Genomic DNA, 15687 nt, shown 5'->3' on the forward strand with positions numbered 1-15687 from the left:
AACGGGGACACGAAAAAGCCCCCCTTCTCCCCGGGGGGAGGGAGAAGGAGGGAGCTGGAGGGGGTGGGGCGGGTCGGTCAGGCGCGTCCGGCGGCCATGTCCATCAGGCGGGCCAGGACGCGGCCGCCGGAGACGTGGACGCCGTCGTGCTCCCACTCGTTGGTGACCCAGGCGCGCGCGGAGCCGATGTGGCGGGCCGTGCGCAGGGAGACGCCCGCGTCGACGTACATGTCGTCGTGGTAGACGACCGCGGCGAGCGGGACCCGGTTGGCGGCGAGCCGGTCGAGGTCGTACAGCGGCGGCCAGTCGACGCGCGCGGCGAGGAGGTCGGCGGCTTCGGCGAAGGGGCGAAGGCCGGCTATCTCGCGGAACATCCAGGGGTACATCATCTCGCCGGTGAACAGCAGCGGGTCGGCGTCCCCGGCGAACTCGGGGAAGTCGTCCAGGGCGCGGGCGGCGGCCCAGCCGGTCGGGCCGGCGCCCTGCCCGTACAGGGTCTCCTGCATGACCGCGAAGAGCGGGTTGTCGGCGAAGCCCGTGAGGGTCATGACCTGGTGGAGGAAGGTGTCGCTCAACTCGCCGTCGGTGTCGACGGCTTCGTCGAGGAGCCAGTGGATCCGTTCGAATCCGTCGCCCATGCCGAGGGCGAGGCCGAGGTAGCGCAGGCGGTGCGGGGTGAGGCGGTCGCCGTCGGGCAGCCGGACGTCGTCGGCGGCGAGGAGGTCGGCGATCTTCCGCAGGCGGGGGGCGTCCTCGGGGTAGCGGGTGTAGAAGTCGAGGACGCGGTCGCGAACGCGGGGGTAGGTGTGCGCGTAGACGTCGTCGGCGGTGGCGGTGAGGCCGGGCAGGCCGCCGGTGACGTAGCAGGCGCGCAGGCCTTCGGGGGCCTGGGAGAGGTAGGTGAGGGTGATGAAGCCGCCGTAGCTCTGGCCGAGGGTCTCCCAGGTCTTGTCGCCCAGGAGTTGACGGCGGATCAGTTCGGCGTCGGCGACGATCGCGTCGGCGCGGAAGTGACCCAGGTAGCCGGCGAGGGCCTCGGGCGAGGCGAAGCGGGCGGCGGACCTGGCGGTGACGGGGGTGGAGCGGCCCGTGCCGCGCTGGTCGAGGAGGAGGACGCGGTGGGTCCTGAGCGCCTGGGCGAGCCAGCCGGGCGAACCGGCGGACGGGCGGGGGCTCTTGCCGCCGGGGCCGCCCTGGAGGTAGAGCAGCCAGGGCAGTTCCTCCCCGGCGCGGGCCGGGTCGGCGACCTCGCGGGCGAAGACCTCGATGGTGGGGCCTTCGGGGTCCGCGTGGTCCAGGGGGACGACGAAGGTGTGGTCGACGGTGGCGTACGCCGGGTTCATGGGTTCCTCCACGGCCGCGGGCGCGGCCGGTCAGGTGGTACGGAGCAGGGGTGGGTGGCCGTCGGCCGCCCACCCGGGCCCTGTCCGGTGAGCCCGTGTGTCGGCCGGTGTCAGCGCTCCCCGGAGGTCCGCTCGCCCTTGGCCCAGATCGAGCGGACGTGTCCGAGGTGCCGGGACATGCACGACTCGGCGCCCTTGGCGTCGCCGGCGAGCATCAGGTCGAGCAGTTCCAGGTGCTCTTCCGCCGACGGGATGAGGTTGCCGCTCTCGTCGAGCGCGGTCAGCCCGTACAGGCGGGAGCGCTTGCGCAGGTCGCCGACGGTCTCGACGAGGCGTTCGTTGCCCGCGAGGCCGAGCAGGCTGAGGTGGAAGAGCCGGTCCGCCTCCAGGTAGCCGATGAGGTCGTGCTCGCGGGCCGCGCGCACGATCTCCTCGGCGACCGGACGCAGCGCCTCCAGGTCCTCGCGGGAGGCGATCTCCGTGACACGGCCCACCGTCGGGATCTCGATGAGGGCACGGATCTCGCTGTACTGGTCGAGGTCGCGCTCGTCGACCTCGGTGACCCGGAAGCCCTTGTTGCGGACGGGCTCGACGAGGCCCTCGCGGGCCAGGTCGAGCATCGCCTCGCGGACCGGGGTGGCGGAGATCCCGAAGTCCTCGGCGAGGGTCGGCGCCGAGTACACCACCCCGGGGCGGAGCTCGCCCGAGATGAGGGCGGCTCGCAGGGCGTGGGCGACCTGGTCGCGCAGCCGCTCCCGGGAGGCGTTGAGGTCGCGGTGGGTCAGGTGCCCCATGACGGTGGTGATCCCTTCGGTCCGGTTGATCTCACCACCGTACGATGTCACGCCGCCGGGCCCGCGGGTGCCAGCGTGTACGTCCGGCTCGACGTGAAGAAGTCCAGCGCGGCCTTGCCCTGCTCGCGCGCTCCGTGGCTGGACGCCTTGGAGCCGCCGAACGGCAGGTGGAAGTCGACGCCGGTGGAGGGCGCGTTGAGGCGGATCATGCCGGTGTCGAGCAGGTCGAGGCCGTTCAGGGCGGTGTTGAGGTCCGCCGTGTGGACCGAGGTGACCAGGCCGTACGGGACGGAGTTGGTGATCCGGATCGCGTGGGCGAGGTCGTCGGCGGCGAGCAGCGAGGCGATGGGTCCGAAGACCTCCTCGCGCAGCAGCCGGTGGCCCGGGGAGACCTTCTCGACGAGGGTCGGGGCCGCGTACCAGCCGTCACGGTCGGGTACGGTGCCGCCGGCGAGGACGGAGAGTCCGCGGGCGGCCTCGCCGACCTGGTCGCGGGCGTACTCGTGGATGAGCGGTCCGCACACGGTGGCGGCGTCGGCCGGGTCTCCGACGGGCAGGGCCCGCAGGGCCTCGGAGAGCGCCTCGCGCAGCGGGTCGAGGGCGGCGCCGACCGCGATGACACGGCTGGTGGCCGTGCACTTCTGGCCCGCGTAGCCGGCGATGGCGGCGGCGATGTGGGAGGCGGCCTGCTCGATGTCCGCGTCCGGCAGGACGAGGGCGGCGTTGAGGCCGCCCATCTCGGCCTGGACCGGGATGCCGCGGGCGGTCGCCGCGCGGGCGACGGCCTGGCCGATGGGCGTGGAGCCGGTGAAGGAGACCACGTCGGCGGCGGAGACCAGCGCGTTGCCCTCGGTGCCGCCGCCGGGCAGGACGGTGAAGACCGACTCCGGCACGTACTGGTGGATGATCTCGGCCAGCCGCAGGGCGCAGGCGGTGGCCTCGGGGGCCGGCTTGAGGACGACCGTGTTGCCGGTGGCGAGCGCCGGGGCGGCCTTCCAGGTCGGGATGGCGAACGGGAAGTTCCACGGGGTGATGAGCCCGGCGACGCCGTGCGGGCGACGGCGGGTCAGGAGCAGCCCGGGGCCCGCGGCCGTCTCGTGGACGGCGCCGGTGGCCTCGAAGGGGGCCTGGGCGTAGTACCGCCAGATGGCGACGGTGCGGGCGACCTCGGCCCGGGCCTCGGCGAGCGGCTTGCCGACCTCGCGGACGGCGAGCGCGGCCAGTTCACCGGCGGCGGCCTCGATGGCGGAGGCGATGGCGCCGAGCGCGGCCGAGCGGGTGGCGGCGCCGGCGTACTGCCAGCCGGGCTGGGCGGCGCGGGCCCGCTCGACGGTGTCGACCGCGGTGAAGGCACCGGGCGCCGGGAGCGAGACGAGGACGTCTGCCGGGTCGGCGGGGTTGCGGGAGATCACGGTGGGAAGCGTGTCGGTCACAGGAGGAAGCCTCCGGGGAAGGGGTCGTCCGGGTCGAGGAAGTACTGGGCGGTGCCGGTGATCCAGGCGCGGCCGGTGACGGTGGGGATGACGGCGGGCAGGCCGCCGACCTCCGTCTCGCCGACGAGGCGTCCGGTGAACTCGGTCCCGATGAAGGACTCGTTGACGAAGTCGGTGTCGAGGGGCAGTTCGCCGCGGGCGTGGAGCTGGGCCAGGCGGGCGCTGGTGCCGGTGCCGCACGGGGAGCGGTCGAACCAGCCCGGGTGGATCGCCATCGCGTGCCGGGACCGCTGGGCGTTGGAGCCGGGGGCGGCGAGGTAGACGTGCTTGAGTCCGGCGATCTCGGGCTGCGTCGGGTGGACGGGCCGGTGGTCGGGCGAGGCGTTGATGGCGTCCATGACGGCGAGTCCGGCGGCGAGGAGGTCGTCCTTGCGTGCGCGGTCGAAGGGCAGGCCGAGGGCGTCGAGGTCGACGAAGGCGTAGAAGTTGCCGCCGAAGGCCAGGTCGTAGGTGACGGTGCCGTAGCCGGGGACCTCGATCTTGCGGTCGAGAGCGACGCTGAAGGCGGGCACGTTGGTCAAGGTCACGGACTTGGCCGCGCCGTCCTCCACGCGGACGTCGACGCTGACCAGGCCGGCCGGGGTGTCCAGGCGGACGGTGGTGACGGGTTCGACGACCGGGACCATGCCCGTCTCCACCAGCACGGTCGCCACGCCGATGGTGCCGTGGCCGCACATCGGGAGGAGACCGGAGACCTCGATGTAGAGGACGCCGTAGTCGGCGTCGGGGCGGGTGGGCGGCTGGAGGATCGCTCCGCTCATCGCCGCGTGCCCCCGGGGCTCGTACATCAGGAGCGTACGGAGGTGGTCCATGTGCTCGATGAAGTGCAGCCGCCGCTCGGCCATCGTGGCACCGGGGATGACCCCGACACCGCCGGTGATCACGCGCGTGGGCATGCCCTCGGTGTGCGAATCGACGGCGTGGAAGACATGACGCGTACGCACGGGAGTCCTTTCGGGGAGTCGGGGTGGGGTGAGGGGCCCGCCGGGCGGGCCCTCCCCGCGGTCCGTCAGCGGTGGCCCTCGGCGATGGCCTTCTCCGTGGAGACGCGCACGCCGGCCTCGATCGCGCCCGTGAGCGGGAAGCGCGGCGGGCGGGTCGGGCCGCCCGTGCGGCCGGCGATGTCCATGGAGAGCTTGATGGACTGGACGAACTCGGTCTTCGAGTCCCAGCGCAGCAGGGAGTGGAGGGACTTGTAGAGCGGCACGGCCGTCTCCAGGTCGCCCGCGACGGCCGCGTGGTAGAGCTCGGCGCAGGTGGTCGGGAAGGCGTTCGGGTAGCCGGCGATCCAGCCGACCGCACCGGCGACGGCCAGCTCCAGGAGGACGTCGTCGGCGCCGATGAGGAGGTCGAGCTCGGGAGCGAGCTCGGCGATCTCGTAGGCGCGGCGGACGTCGCCGCTGAACTCCTTGACGGCGACGATGGAGCCGTCGGCGTGCAGGTCGGCCAGGAGCTGCGGCGTCAGGTCGACCTTGGTGTCGATCGGGTTGTTGTACGCGACGACCGGGATGCCCACGCCGGCGACGTCGGCGTAGTGGGCGCGGACGGCGGCGGCGTCGGCGCGGAAGGCGTTCGGGGGCAGGAGGAGGACGGAACCGGCACCGGCCTCGGCGGCCTGCTCGGCCCAGCGGCGGGACTCGGCGCTGCCGTACGCGGCGACACCGGGCATCACGCGGGCGCCGTCACCGGCGGCGGCGACGGCGGTACGGACGACCTGGGCGCGCTCGGCGTCGGTGAGGGTCTGGTACTCACCGAGGGAACCGTTGGGGACGACACCGTCACAGCCGTTGGCGATCAGCCAGGCGACGTGCTCGGCGTAGGCGTCGTAGTCGACCGACAGGTCCTCCTTGAAGGGGAGGGTGGTGGCGACCATGATGCCGCGCCAGGGGCGGTCGGTGTTCCAGGTGGTGGCGGTCATGTCGAGGACCAGCCTTTCTGTGGTGTGTGACATTTTATGGGGGATGAGAAGGAAGAGGCCTTGTGGGCCTCTTCCCCGGTGAAGTCCTTGGCGAAGTCCTTGGCGAAGTCCTTGGCGAAGTCCTTCGCGAAGTCCTTGGGCGGGCTACTCGCCCGCTTCCTCCGCCTCACGCGGCTCGTCGAGCCCCGCGAGTGTCGCGAGCGAGACGGGGACGGCGAACGGGCGCCGCTCGGCGGGCGGTTCGACGGGGTCCCCGCCGCGCGCCGCGAGACAGGACACGGCGGCCCCGCACATCCGCCCCTGGCACCAGCCCATGCCGGCCCGGGTGAGGAGTTTGACGGTCCGGGCGTCACGCGCCCCGAGGTCGGTGACCGCCTCGCGCACACGCCCCGCGGTCACCTCCTCGCAGCGGCAGACGTCCGTGTCGTCCTCCAGCCACGCGTCCCAGCCGGGGCCGGGGGCGTGCGCGGCCGCCATGACGTCGGCGAAGGCGCGCATCCGGTCGCGGCGGCGCCGGAGCTCGGTGAGCCTGCCGACGGGCGTCTGCCGCCCGCCGAGCCGGGCGGCGATGGCGCGGCCCGCGAGTTCGCCTTCGGTGCGGGCGAGACCGGCGCCTCCCACGCCGCCGGTCTCGCCCGCGGCCCAGAGACCGGCCACGGAGCTCTCCTGGAGTTCGTCCAGGACGAGGCCCAGGGTCCCGTCGGCGAGCGCCCGGGTGGCGCAGCCGAGGGTGGTGGCCAGTTCGATCTGCGGCACGAGGCCGTGCCCGACGGCGAGCGCGTCGCAGGGGATGTGCCGGCCGGTCCCGGGCACGGGCCGCCAGTCGCGGTCGAGGCGGCTGACGGTGACGGCCTCGACCCGGTCGGTGCCGTGCACCTGGGTGACGGCGCTGCGGGCCAGGACCCGGACGCCGTGCCGGAGGAGGCCGGCCCCGTGGACCAGGGCCTCGACGGCCTTGGCCGGGTTGGTGACGAGGGCGCGGGGGCTGCGGGCGTACCGCAGGTATCCGGCGGCCTCGACGACGGCCGGGACGCGGGCTCCGGCGGCGGAGAGCGAGGAGGCGACGGCGAGCAGGAGGGGTCCGCTGCCGGCCACGACGACGCGCCGTCCGGGCAGCACGAGCCCGGACTTGAGCATGGCCTGCGCGCCTCCGGCGCCGACGACGCCGGGGAGGGTCCAGCCGGGGAAGGGGAGCTGGCGTTCGTACGCGCCGGTGGCGAGCAGCAGCGCCTTGGCCCGGAGGCGTACCGGCCGCTCGGCGGTGCCGTCGGGGCCGGTGACGGCGTGGACGGTCCAGGTGCCGTCGGCCTCGCGCTCCGCCGACCACACGTGGTGGCCGCCGAGGTGCGTGACGTCGCTCGCGGCGAGGCGCGTACGGAGGTCGGAGAAGGCCGACCAGTCGTGGTGCAGGGCCTCGGGGCGTACGGCTCCGAGGGCGGGCGCCGGGTGGCGGTAGAACTGGCCGCCGGACTGGGTGGAGGTGTCGAGGAGGGCGACGGAGAGGCCGAGTTCGGCGGCGGTGACGGCGCCGGAGAGCCCGGCGGAGCCCGCGCCGATGACGGCGAGGTCGTACGGTTCGCGCGGTCCGCGCCGCCCCTGCGGGTCAGACGGCGAGGCGGTCATGGCCGTGGCCTTCCTGGGTGGTGATCGCGTCGCCGGGACGGGCGGGGACCAGACAGGCGCGCCGGTTCGGTTCGCCGTTGACGGTGGCGAGACAGTCGTAGCACTGGCCGATGCCGCAGAACGCGCCGCGGGGGCGGCCCCCTTCGCGGGTGGTGCGCCAGGCGAGGATGCCCGCGCCCCAGAGGGCGGCGGCGACGGTCTGGCCGGGCAGGGCGGTGACGCTCCGGCCGTCGAAGGTGATCTCGAACGGCGGGTCGGGCTGGGCCCCGACCAGGTCGGCGGGGGTGCGGCGGGCCACGGGCCCTCCTCTCATGACGACGTGACGGTGACGGTACGGCGTGAGCCGGGGATCGGTGGACCCTGGCTCACTGGGCCGGGACTCGCCGGCCCCGGACTCACTGGGCCCGGGCCGCGAGCGCGTCGGCCTCGGTGAACCGGTCGGCCCGGAACGGGGTGATGTCGAGGGGCTGTTCGGCGCCGGTGATGGCGGCGGCGATGATCTGCCCCGTGACGGGCGCGAGTCCGATCCCGGCGCCCTCGTGTCCGCAGGCGTGCAGCAGCCCGGGGACGCGGGGGTCGGGTCCGATCGCCGGGAGGTGGTCCGGCAGGTACGGGCGGAAGCCCAGGTAGGTCCGGATGGCCCGGACGGTGCCGAGCACCGGGAAGAGGGCGGTGGCGCCGAGGGCGAGGCGGCGCAGGACCTCGGTGTTGAGGGTCCGGTCGAAGCCGACGCGCTCGCGGCTGGCGCCGATGAGGACGGGGCCCGCCGGGGTGCCCTCGACGACCGCCGAGGTCTGCAGGGCGGCGGAGCCGCTGGCCACGTCGGCCACGTAGTCGGCGGCGTAGACCTTGTGCAGGACGACGCGGGGCAGGGGTTCGGTGACGAGGACGAAGCCGCGTCGGGGCAGGACGGGGAGGGGGACGCCCGCCATCTCGGCGAGCGCTCCTCCCCAGGTCCCCGCCGCGTTGACGACGTAGGGGGCATGGAGGTCACCGGCCGCGGTCCGCACACCGCGGATCTCGCCGGCGTCGCCGGTGAGCACACCGGTGACCTCCTCCCCCAGCCGCAGCCGGACGCGGGCGCCGGCGGCCCGCAGCAGCTGGGCGGCGGCCTGGGCGGGCATCACCTGGGCGTCCTGCGGATAGAGGAAGCCTCCCGCGAGTCCAGAAGCGAGGTGGGGCTCCAGGTCGTGGAGCCGGTCCCCGGGGACCTCCTGGGTGGTGACGCCCGCCTTCTCCTGACGGGCCGCGAACTCCCGCAGGGCCTGCATCCCGAGCTCGCCCGAGGCGACGACGAGGCCGCCCTTGGCCTCGTACTCGACCTGCGACGGGAGCAGGTCCGCCAGTTCGCGCCACTGGGTGGCGGCGAGCCGGGCGAGCTCGAGTTCGGGTCCTGGTTCCTTGTCGGAGACCAGGAGGTTTCCTTCGCCGGCTCCCGTCGTGCCGCCCGCGACGGGGCCGCGGTCGACGACGGTGACGGAGAGGCCGGCTTGGGCGGCGTAGTAGGCGCAGGCCGCGCCGACGACACCGGCGCCGACGACGATGACATCCGAGGGTTTTCTCGTGGGCACATCAGTAATATTTCACATTGCACTGGAGATGCCAAGACCCTGACGTCGAGGTTTCCATTCGGTGATCACCTGACCGCGCACCCCCCGGACACGGATGGGTAACAGAGCCCTCTACGTCTTGTCAGTGCAATTTCACATTACTATGTTACCGGTCACATTCCAGCTCTCGGCTGTCCGACCTGCACTATCGGAGTGACCCTCATGAACAAGCGCACGTGCACCCTGGCCACGGCCCTCGTCACGGCCCTGGCCCTCGGCGCCACCGGCTGTGCCGACGGCAAGAAGTCCGGCGCCCCCACGGAACGCAAGAACCCCGCGGTCGCCAACAACGGCACGGCCATCGGCGGCGCCCCGCAGAAGGGCGGCACGCTGCACGTCCTCTCCAACCAGGACTTCACCCACCTGGACCCGGCCCGCAACTGGGTCATGCCCGACATGGACTTCGGCACCCGCCTGCTGTACCGCACCCTCCTCACGTACAAGGCCGAGGCCGGCGCCAAGGGCGGGGAGCTCACCACCGACCTCGCCGAGGACCTCGGCGTCTCCTCCAACGGCGCCAAGACCTGGACCTTCACACTCAAGCCGGGCCTGAAGTACGAGGACGGCACCCCGATCACCGCCCAGGACGTGAAGTACAACGTCGAGCGGTCCTTCTCCCCCGACCTGCCCGGCGGCCCCGACTACGCGGCCCGCTACCTCGTCGGCGCCGAGGGCTACCAGGGACCGGCCAAGGGCAAGCATCTGGACTCGGTGAAGACGCCCGACGACCGCACCATCGTCTTCGAGCTGCGCGTCCCGTTCGCCGAGTTCCCGTACGCGACCACGCTGCCGACCTTCAGCCCCGTGCCCAAGAGCCAGGACAAGGGCCCCCAGTACGACAACCGGCCGTTCTCCTCGGGCCCGTACAAGGTCGAGACGTACGCCCGTGACAAGCAGCTCGTCCTCGTCCGCAACACGAACTGGAGCCCCGCGACCGACACCGTCCGCAAGGCCTACCCGGACCGGATCGTCGTGACCATGGGTCTCAAGGGCGGCCAGATCGACGACCGGCTCATCGCCTCCGGCGGCTCCGACGCCTCCGCCGTCTCCTGGGCCGCGATGCGCCCCGAGTCCGCGCCCAAGGTGCTCACCAAGCCCGACGTGAAGGCCCGCCTGCTCGCCGAGTCGCAGAACTGCACCGAGATGGTCCAGATGCACACCGGCCGCGCCCCCTTCGACAACGTGAAGATCCGCCAGGCCGTCGGATACGCCCTGGACCGTGAGGCCGTCATGACCGCGGCCGGCGGCCCGGCGGTCGTCGACCCGGCCACCGCGTACATGCCCGCCCTGCTCTCCGGCGGCAAGCAGGCCGACACCCTGAAGATCCCGCTCAGCGGCGACGTCGAGAAGGCCAAGCAGCTCCTCAAGGAAGGCGGGAAGCCCGAGGGCTTCTCCACCAGCATCACCGTCTCCGCCAACGACAAGGCCGTCGGCGAGGCCGTCCAGCAGTCCCTGGGCCGCGCCGGCATCAAGGTCACCATCGAGACCGTCGACCCCGGCGCCTTCTACGACACCATCGGCGACACCAAGAACCGCACGGACATCGTCTACTCCGGCTGGTGTCCCGACTTCCCCTCCGGCTCGACCTTCCTCCCGTTCGTCTTCGACGGCCGCTACATCAAGGAGAAGGGCAACTCCGGCAACCACTCGCTCTTCCGTGACGACGCCACGATGAAGCGCATGGACGAGATCGCCGCGATGACCGACGCCGCGCAGGCCAACAAGGCGTGGCAGGAGCTCGACGCGCAGATCCTCGCGAAGTCCCCCGCCGCCCCGGCCCTCGTCCGCCGCAAGCCGCTGCTCGTCGGCACCAACATCGCCGGCGCCTACGGCCACGTCGGCTTCTCCGGCCAGATCGACTACGCGACGATCGGTCTCAAGGACCCGTCGAAGAGCACGCGCTGACGACCGGGACACCCATCACCATGACCACCACCACGACCGTCTCCCCGCCCGCCCGGGCGGGGAGCGGCCCCTGGCAGCTCGCCCGCGCCGAGCTGCGCCGCCGCGCCTCCGTGAAGTTCTCCCTCCTCGTCGTCGGCGTCTTCCTGCTGATGACGGTCGCCGCCCCGCTCATCGGCGGGCTCGGCGGCTGGGGTCCGGAGGAGTTCGACAAGAGCGCCGTCGACCCGTACCTCGGCGGCCAGCCGATCGGTCCGCTCGGCGGCGTCTCGGCCGAGCACTGGCTCGGCGTCGAGCCCGTCACCGGCCGCGACCTGTTCGCCCGTGTCGTCCACGGCGCGCAGGTCTCCCTGATCATCGCCTTCTCGGCGACGGCGATCGTCGTCCTCGCCGGGACGGCGGCCGGCATCGCCGCCGGCTACTTCGGCGGACGCGTGGACACCGCGCTCTCCCGCCTGATGGACCTCACGATGTCCTTCCCCTCCCTCATCTTCATGATCGCGATGATGTCGGTGGCCAGGGACGTCAACCGGGTGCTCCTCATGACCCTCGTCATCGGTCTCTTCGGCTGGCCGGGCATCGCCCGGATCGTCCGCGGCCAGACCCTGTCGCTCAAGCACCGCGAGTACGTCGACGCCGCCCGCGTCGGCGGCTCGGGGCCCTGGCGGATCCTCGCCCGCGACATCCTCCCGGGCGTCGCCGGACCCGTCATCGCGTACACCACGCTGATCATCCCCGGGATGATCGCCACCGAGGCGGCCCTCAGCTACCTGGGCGTCGGCGTCCGTCCGCCCACCCCGTCCTGGGGCCAGATGATCGCCGAGTCCGTCGCCTACTACGACACGGACCCGATGTACTTCGTCGTCCCGAGCCTCTGCCTCTTCCTCACCGTGCTCGCGTTCACCCTCCTCGGCGACGCGCTGCGCGACATCCTCGACCCGAGAGGAAGCGGCTCGTGATCCTCTACCTCGGGCGCCGGCTCCTGGGCGTCCTCGGCGTCCTCCTCGCCATCGCCGCCGTCACCTTCACCATCTTCTACGTCCTGCCCTCCGACCCGGCGGCCGCCGCCTGCGGCAAGTCGTGCAGCGCCGACCGCCTGGAGGCGATCCGCGCCAACATGGGCCTCGACGCCCCGCTGTGGAAGCAGTTCGCCGACTTCGTCACCGGCATCTTCACCGGCCGCACGATGGGCACCGGCGAGTACGCCCTGACCTGCGACTTCCCCTGCCTCGGCTACTCGTACGAGAACAGCGAGAGCGTCTGGGACCTGCTCGTCGACCGGCTGCCCGTCTCCGCGTCCCTCGCGCTCGGCGCCGCCGTCCTCTGGCTGGCCCTCGGCCTCACCGCGGGCGTCACCGCCGCCCTGCACAAGGACAGCCTCACCGACAAGACGCTCATGGTCGGCGCGGTCGCCGCCGCCTCCCTGCCCGTCTACTTCACCTCGGTGCTGCTGATCTACGGACTCATCCGGGTCACCGGACTCCTCCCGTACCCGCAGTACGTCTCCTTCGGCGAGGACCCGGTCGCCTGGGCGACCAACCTGATCCTGCCGTGGCTCGCGCTCGCGATCCTGTACGCCGCCATGTACGCGCGGCAGAGCCGCAGTTCGATGATCGAGTCGATGGCGGAGCCGTACATCCGCACCGCCCGCGCCAAGGGACTCCCGCGCCGCAAGGTCGTCGTCAAACACGGCCTGCGCGCCGGCATGACGCCGATCCTGACGATCTTCGGCATGGACCTCGGCGGGCTGCTCGCCGGTGCCGTCATCACCGAGTCGCTCTTCGGACTCCCCGGTGTCGGACGGCTCTTCTACGGTGCCTTGTCCACCGGCGACCAGCCGGTGATCCTCGGCGTCACGCTGCTCGCCGCCACCTTCATCGTCGTCGCCAACCTGGCCGTCGACCTGCTGTACGCCGTCGTCGACCCGCGAGTGAGGTACTGATGGCCGAGCCGCTGTCGCCCGAACCGGGGCTTCCCGAGCCCCTGTTGTCCGTACGGGACCTCACGGTCACCTTCCCGACGAAGCGCGGGCCCGTCCGCGCCGTCGACTCCCTCGCGTTCGACGTGCTGCCCGGCCGCACCCTCGGCATCGTCGGCGAGTCCGGTTCCGGCAAGTCCGTGACCTCGATGGCCGTCATGGGCCTGCACACGTCCGCCGAGGTCACGGGCTCCGTGACCCTCGGCGGGCGGGAGCTGGTCGGCCTGCCCGAGCGCGAGCTGAACACCCTGCGCGGCCGGAAGATGGCCATGATCTTCCAGGACCCGCTGTCCAGCCTGCACCCCTACTACACGGTGGGCGAGCAGATCGCCGAGCACCACCGGGTCCACTTCGGCTCCAGCCGCGCGGTGGCCCGCGAGCGGGCCGTCGAGGCCCTCGGCGAGGTCGGCATCCCCGAACCCCGCCGCAGGGCCGGGGAGTACCCGCACCAGTTCTCCGGCGGCATGCGCCAGCGCGTGATGATCGCCATGGGACTCTCCTGCGAGCCCGACCTGCTGATCGCGGACGAACCGACGACCGCGCTCGACGTCACCGTCCAGGCCCAGATCCTGGACCTGATCGCCAAGATCCAGCAGGACCGGGGACTCGCCGTCGTCATGATCACCCACGATCTCGGCGTGGTCGCCCGGGTCGCCCACGACGTCCTCGTGATGTACGGGGGCAGGGCCGCCGAACAGGCCCCGGTGGACGCCCTCTTCGCCGCCCCCGCCCACCCCTACACCCGCGGCCTGCTCGACTCGCTGCCCCGGCTCGACGATGAGGACGACGCGCCGCTGCGGGCGATCCCCGGCAGCCCGCCGTCCCTGCTCGACCCGGCGCCCGGCTGCGCGTTCGCCCCGCGCTGCTCGCGGGCCGCCGCCGGCACCGAGGAGGAGCGGGCCCGGTGCGGGAGCGAACGCCCTCTCCTGACCGGTCCGGCCGGGCACCCGGCCGCCTGCCACTTCCCCGCTTTCCCCACCGTTCCCGCGCCCACCGCGTCCCCCGCCCACGAAGGCGCCGCCTCATGACCACGACCACCACCGCGACCGCGGGACCGGCGGCGGAAGCCCCGACCGCGCCGCTGCTCCAGGTCCGCGACCTGACGATGACCTTCCCCGGGCGGTCCCGCTCCGCGCCGATCAAGGCCGTCGACGGCGTCGGCTTCGACGTGGCGGCCGGGGAGACCCTCGGCCTCGTCGGCGAGTCCGGCTGCGGCAAGTCGACCACCGGCCGCATGATCGTGCGGCTCCTGGAACCGACCTCCGGCTCCGTCACCTTCGGCGGCCGGGACATCAGCCATCTCTCGCAGCGCGCGCTCAAGCCGCTCCGCCGCGACCTCCAGATGGTCTTCCAGGACCCGCACTCCTCCCTCAACCCCCGCCAGACGGTGGCCCGGATCATCTCCGACCCGCTGATCGTGCAGGGAAGTTCGGCGGCCGACGCCCGCAAAAGAGCGGTCGAGCTGATGGACCTCGTCGGTCTCATCCCCGAGCACATCGACCGCTATCCGCACGAGTTCTCGGGCGGCCAGGCCCAGCGCATCGGCATCGCGCGCTCCCTCGCCACGAACCCGAAGCTCGTCGTCGCGGACGAGCCGGTCTCGGCGCTGGACGTCTCCGTCCAGGCGCAGGTCGTCAACCTGATGGAACGGCTCCAGCGCGAGCTGGGACTCGCGTACCTCTTCATCGCCCACGACCTGTCCGTGGTCAAGCGGGTCTGCGACCGGGTCGCCGTCATGTACCTCGGCCGGATCGTGGAGATCGGCGCGAAGGAGCGGGTGTACGCGGCTCCGGCCCACCCCTACACGCGCGCGCTGCTCTCCGCCGTACCGCTGCCCGACCCGGCGGCGGAGCGGGCACGGGAGCGGATCACGCTCCTCGGGGACCCGCCGAGCCCGGCCGCTCCCCCGCCGGGCTGCACCTTCCACCCGCGCTGCCCGAAGGCGCGGGACATCTGCCGGACGGAGGCGCCGCTGCTGCGGATCGCCTCGCCGGGCGAGGCGCGGCAGGTCGCCTGCCACTTCCCCGAGGCCGGCTGATCGCACGCAGAACGCCCCGGTCCCGCCGAAGCGGGGCCGGGGCGTTCCTCGTGCGATCAGACCTCGTGGTGCTCAGGCCTTCCGAATGGCCTGGTAGAGGGCGCCGGCGACGGCCAGGTCCTCCCAGGCCATGCCGACGCTCTTGAAGAACATCGGACGGTCCGTCGACGGCGCGCGACGGCCGCGGACCAGGTCCGCGAGCGTGCCCGCGACGTGGTCGGCGCCGATCGCGCCCTCCGCGATCGGGACGAGCAGGTCACCGGCCTCGCGGAGGGCGGCGGCGCGCGCCTCCACGTACACGTCGGCGCGGGAGACGAGCGCGGTGTCGGTCTCCCGGGCGTCCGGCTCGTGCGAGCCGACGGCGACGACGGTGGCGCCGGGCGCCACGAGCTCGCCGTCGAAGAGCGGCTCGCGGGCCGTCGTGCAGCAGACGACGAGGTCCGCCTTGGCGACGTCCTCGGGCAGGCCCGCGCGGGCCTCGACGCCGAGCGTGCGCGCGTACCCGGCGAGGGCCCGCGCGCCGACCTCGTTGCGGCCGACGACGACCGCCTCGGAGATCTGGCGGACCGCGAGGACGGCCTCCAGGTGCCCGTACGCCTGCGGCCCGGTGCCGAAGAGCACCAGGCGAAGGGGCCGCCCGTCCGGGGTGAGGTGGTGGACGGCGAGGGCGGAGACGGCGGGGGTCCGCAGCTCGGTGAGGGCGGCGCCGTCGAGGAGGGCGAGGGGCTGGAGGCTGGTCCCGTCGAGCAGCAGGTAGGACCCGGTGATGCGGGGCAGGCCGAGGGCCGCGTTGCCGGGGGCGACACCCGCGATCTTCACTCCGGCGAGCGGGCCGAAGGCCGCGGGCATGAGGAGCAGTTCACCGGCCGGGACGTGGACGGAGGTCCGGTGCGGCGCGGCCTCGGGGTCGAAGCCCGCGAGCAGGACCTCGGCGAGGACCGTGGCCGTCGCGCCCGGGGTGAGGACGCGGGTCATGGCCGACGCGTTG

General features: G+C 73.0%; 14 protein-coding genes. 5 read left to right on the forward strand and 9 right to left on the reverse strand.

The genetic code is table 11. The features are described 5' to 3' along the window. Nucleotides 1-77: 77 nt before the first annotated feature. From ACFC0Z_RS08620 to ACFC0Z_RS08655, 8 genes are all read right to left on the reverse strand, one after another. Nucleotides 78-1343 (reverse strand): alpha/beta fold hydrolase, encoded by a 1266-nt coding sequence (locus ACFC0Z_RS08620; protein ID WP_376434215.1) that lies wholly within the window; start codon nucleotides 1341-1343, stop codon nucleotides 78-80. A gap of 110 nt (nucleotides 1344-1453) precedes the next feature. After that, nucleotides 1454-2137: a GntR family transcriptional regulator gene (locus tag ACFC0Z_RS08625; RefSeq protein ID WP_376434217.1), complete on the reverse strand. Its 684-nt coding sequence runs from the start codon at nucleotides 2135-2137 to the stop codon at nucleotides 1454-1456. A gap of 47 nt (nucleotides 2138-2184) precedes the next feature. Then, nucleotides 2185-3570: an aldehyde dehydrogenase family protein gene (locus tag ACFC0Z_RS08630; protein ID WP_376434219.1), complete on the reverse strand. Its 1386-nt coding sequence runs from the start codon at nucleotides 3568-3570 to the stop codon at nucleotides 2185-2187. After that, nucleotides 3567-4574 carry a proline racemase family protein gene (locus ACFC0Z_RS08635; RefSeq protein ID WP_376434221.1) on the reverse strand — a complete coding sequence of 336 codons (1008 nt, stop codon included), beginning with the start codon at nucleotides 4572-4574 and terminating at the stop codon, nucleotides 3567-3569. Before ACFC0Z_RS08635 ends, ACFC0Z_RS08630 begins: the two co-directional genes overlap by 4 nt. A gap of 65 nt (nucleotides 4575-4639) precedes the next feature. After that, nucleotides 4640-5548: a dihydrodipicolinate synthase family protein gene (locus ACFC0Z_RS08640; RefSeq protein WP_376435033.1), complete on the reverse strand. Its 909-nt coding sequence runs from the start codon at nucleotides 5546-5548 to the stop codon at nucleotides 4640-4642. Nucleotides 5549-5692: 144 nt separating this feature from the next. Next, nucleotides 5693-7171, reverse strand: a complete 1479-nt coding sequence (locus ACFC0Z_RS08645) for an FAD-dependent oxidoreductase (protein ID WP_376434223.1) — start codon at nucleotides 7169-7171, stop codon at nucleotides 5693-5695. Then, nucleotides 7152-7484, reverse strand: coding sequence for a (2Fe-2S)-binding protein (locus ACFC0Z_RS08650; protein ID WP_376434225.1), 333 nt, complete (start codon nucleotides 7482-7484; stop codon nucleotides 7152-7154). The genes ACFC0Z_RS08645 and ACFC0Z_RS08650 overlap by 20 nt, the downstream gene beginning before the upstream one ends. Before the next feature lie 82 nt (nucleotides 7485-7566). Next, the gene (locus ACFC0Z_RS08655; RefSeq protein WP_376434227.1) at nucleotides 7567-8742 is read right to left on the reverse strand and encodes an NAD(P)/FAD-dependent oxidoreductase; all 1176 of its coding nucleotides are present in this window, start codon (nucleotides 8740-8742) and stop codon (nucleotides 7567-7569) included. 201 nt (nucleotides 8743-8943) lie between these two features. Here ACFC0Z_RS08655 and ACFC0Z_RS08660 point away from each other — a divergent pair, with 201 nt between their 5' ends. Genes ACFC0Z_RS08660 through ACFC0Z_RS08680 form a run of 5 tightly spaced genes read left to right on the forward strand, consistent with a single transcriptional unit; the run spans nucleotide 8944 to nucleotide 14699 of the window. Continuing rightward, nucleotides 8944-10686 carry an ABC transporter substrate-binding protein gene (locus ACFC0Z_RS08660; protein ID WP_376434229.1) on the forward strand — a complete coding sequence of 581 codons (1743 nt, stop codon included), beginning with the start codon at nucleotides 8944-8946 and terminating at the stop codon, nucleotides 10684-10686. A 20-nt stretch (nucleotides 10687-10706) separates the two neighbouring features. Beyond that, nucleotides 10707-11642, forward strand: coding sequence for an ABC transporter permease (locus tag ACFC0Z_RS08665; RefSeq protein WP_376434231.1), 936 nt, complete (start codon nucleotides 10707-10709; stop codon nucleotides 11640-11642). Continuing rightward, complete coding sequence (locus ACFC0Z_RS08670; protein WP_376434233.1) at nucleotides 11639-12625, forward strand: ABC transporter permease; 987 nt, start codon at nucleotides 11639-11641, stop codon at nucleotides 12623-12625. The genes ACFC0Z_RS08665 and ACFC0Z_RS08670 overlap by 4 nt, the downstream gene beginning before the upstream one ends. Then, complete coding sequence (locus ACFC0Z_RS08675; protein ID WP_376434235.1) at nucleotides 12625-13689, forward strand: ABC transporter ATP-binding protein; 1065 nt, start codon at nucleotides 12625-12627, stop codon at nucleotides 13687-13689. The genes ACFC0Z_RS08670 and ACFC0Z_RS08675 overlap by 1 nt, the downstream gene beginning before the upstream one ends. Then, nucleotides 13686-14699, forward strand: a complete 1014-nt coding sequence (locus ACFC0Z_RS08680; RefSeq protein ID WP_376434237.1) for an ABC transporter ATP-binding protein — start codon at nucleotides 13686-13688, stop codon at nucleotides 14697-14699. The genes ACFC0Z_RS08675 and ACFC0Z_RS08680 overlap by 4 nt, the downstream gene beginning before the upstream one ends. Before the next feature lie 72 nt (nucleotides 14700-14771). Here ACFC0Z_RS08680 and ACFC0Z_RS08685 read toward each other — a convergent pair whose 3' ends face one another. Beyond that, the gene (locus tag ACFC0Z_RS08685; protein WP_376435035.1) at nucleotides 14772-15674 is read right to left on the reverse strand and encodes an ornithine cyclodeaminase family protein; all 903 of its coding nucleotides are present in this window, start codon (nucleotides 15672-15674) and stop codon (nucleotides 14772-14774) included. Nucleotides 15675-15687 lie beyond the last annotated feature (13 nt).

The organism is Streptomyces sp. NPDC056144 (genome assembly GCF_042264145.1).
Classification (GTDB): Bacteria; Actinomycetota; Actinomycetes; order Streptomycetales; family Streptomycetaceae; genus Streptomyces.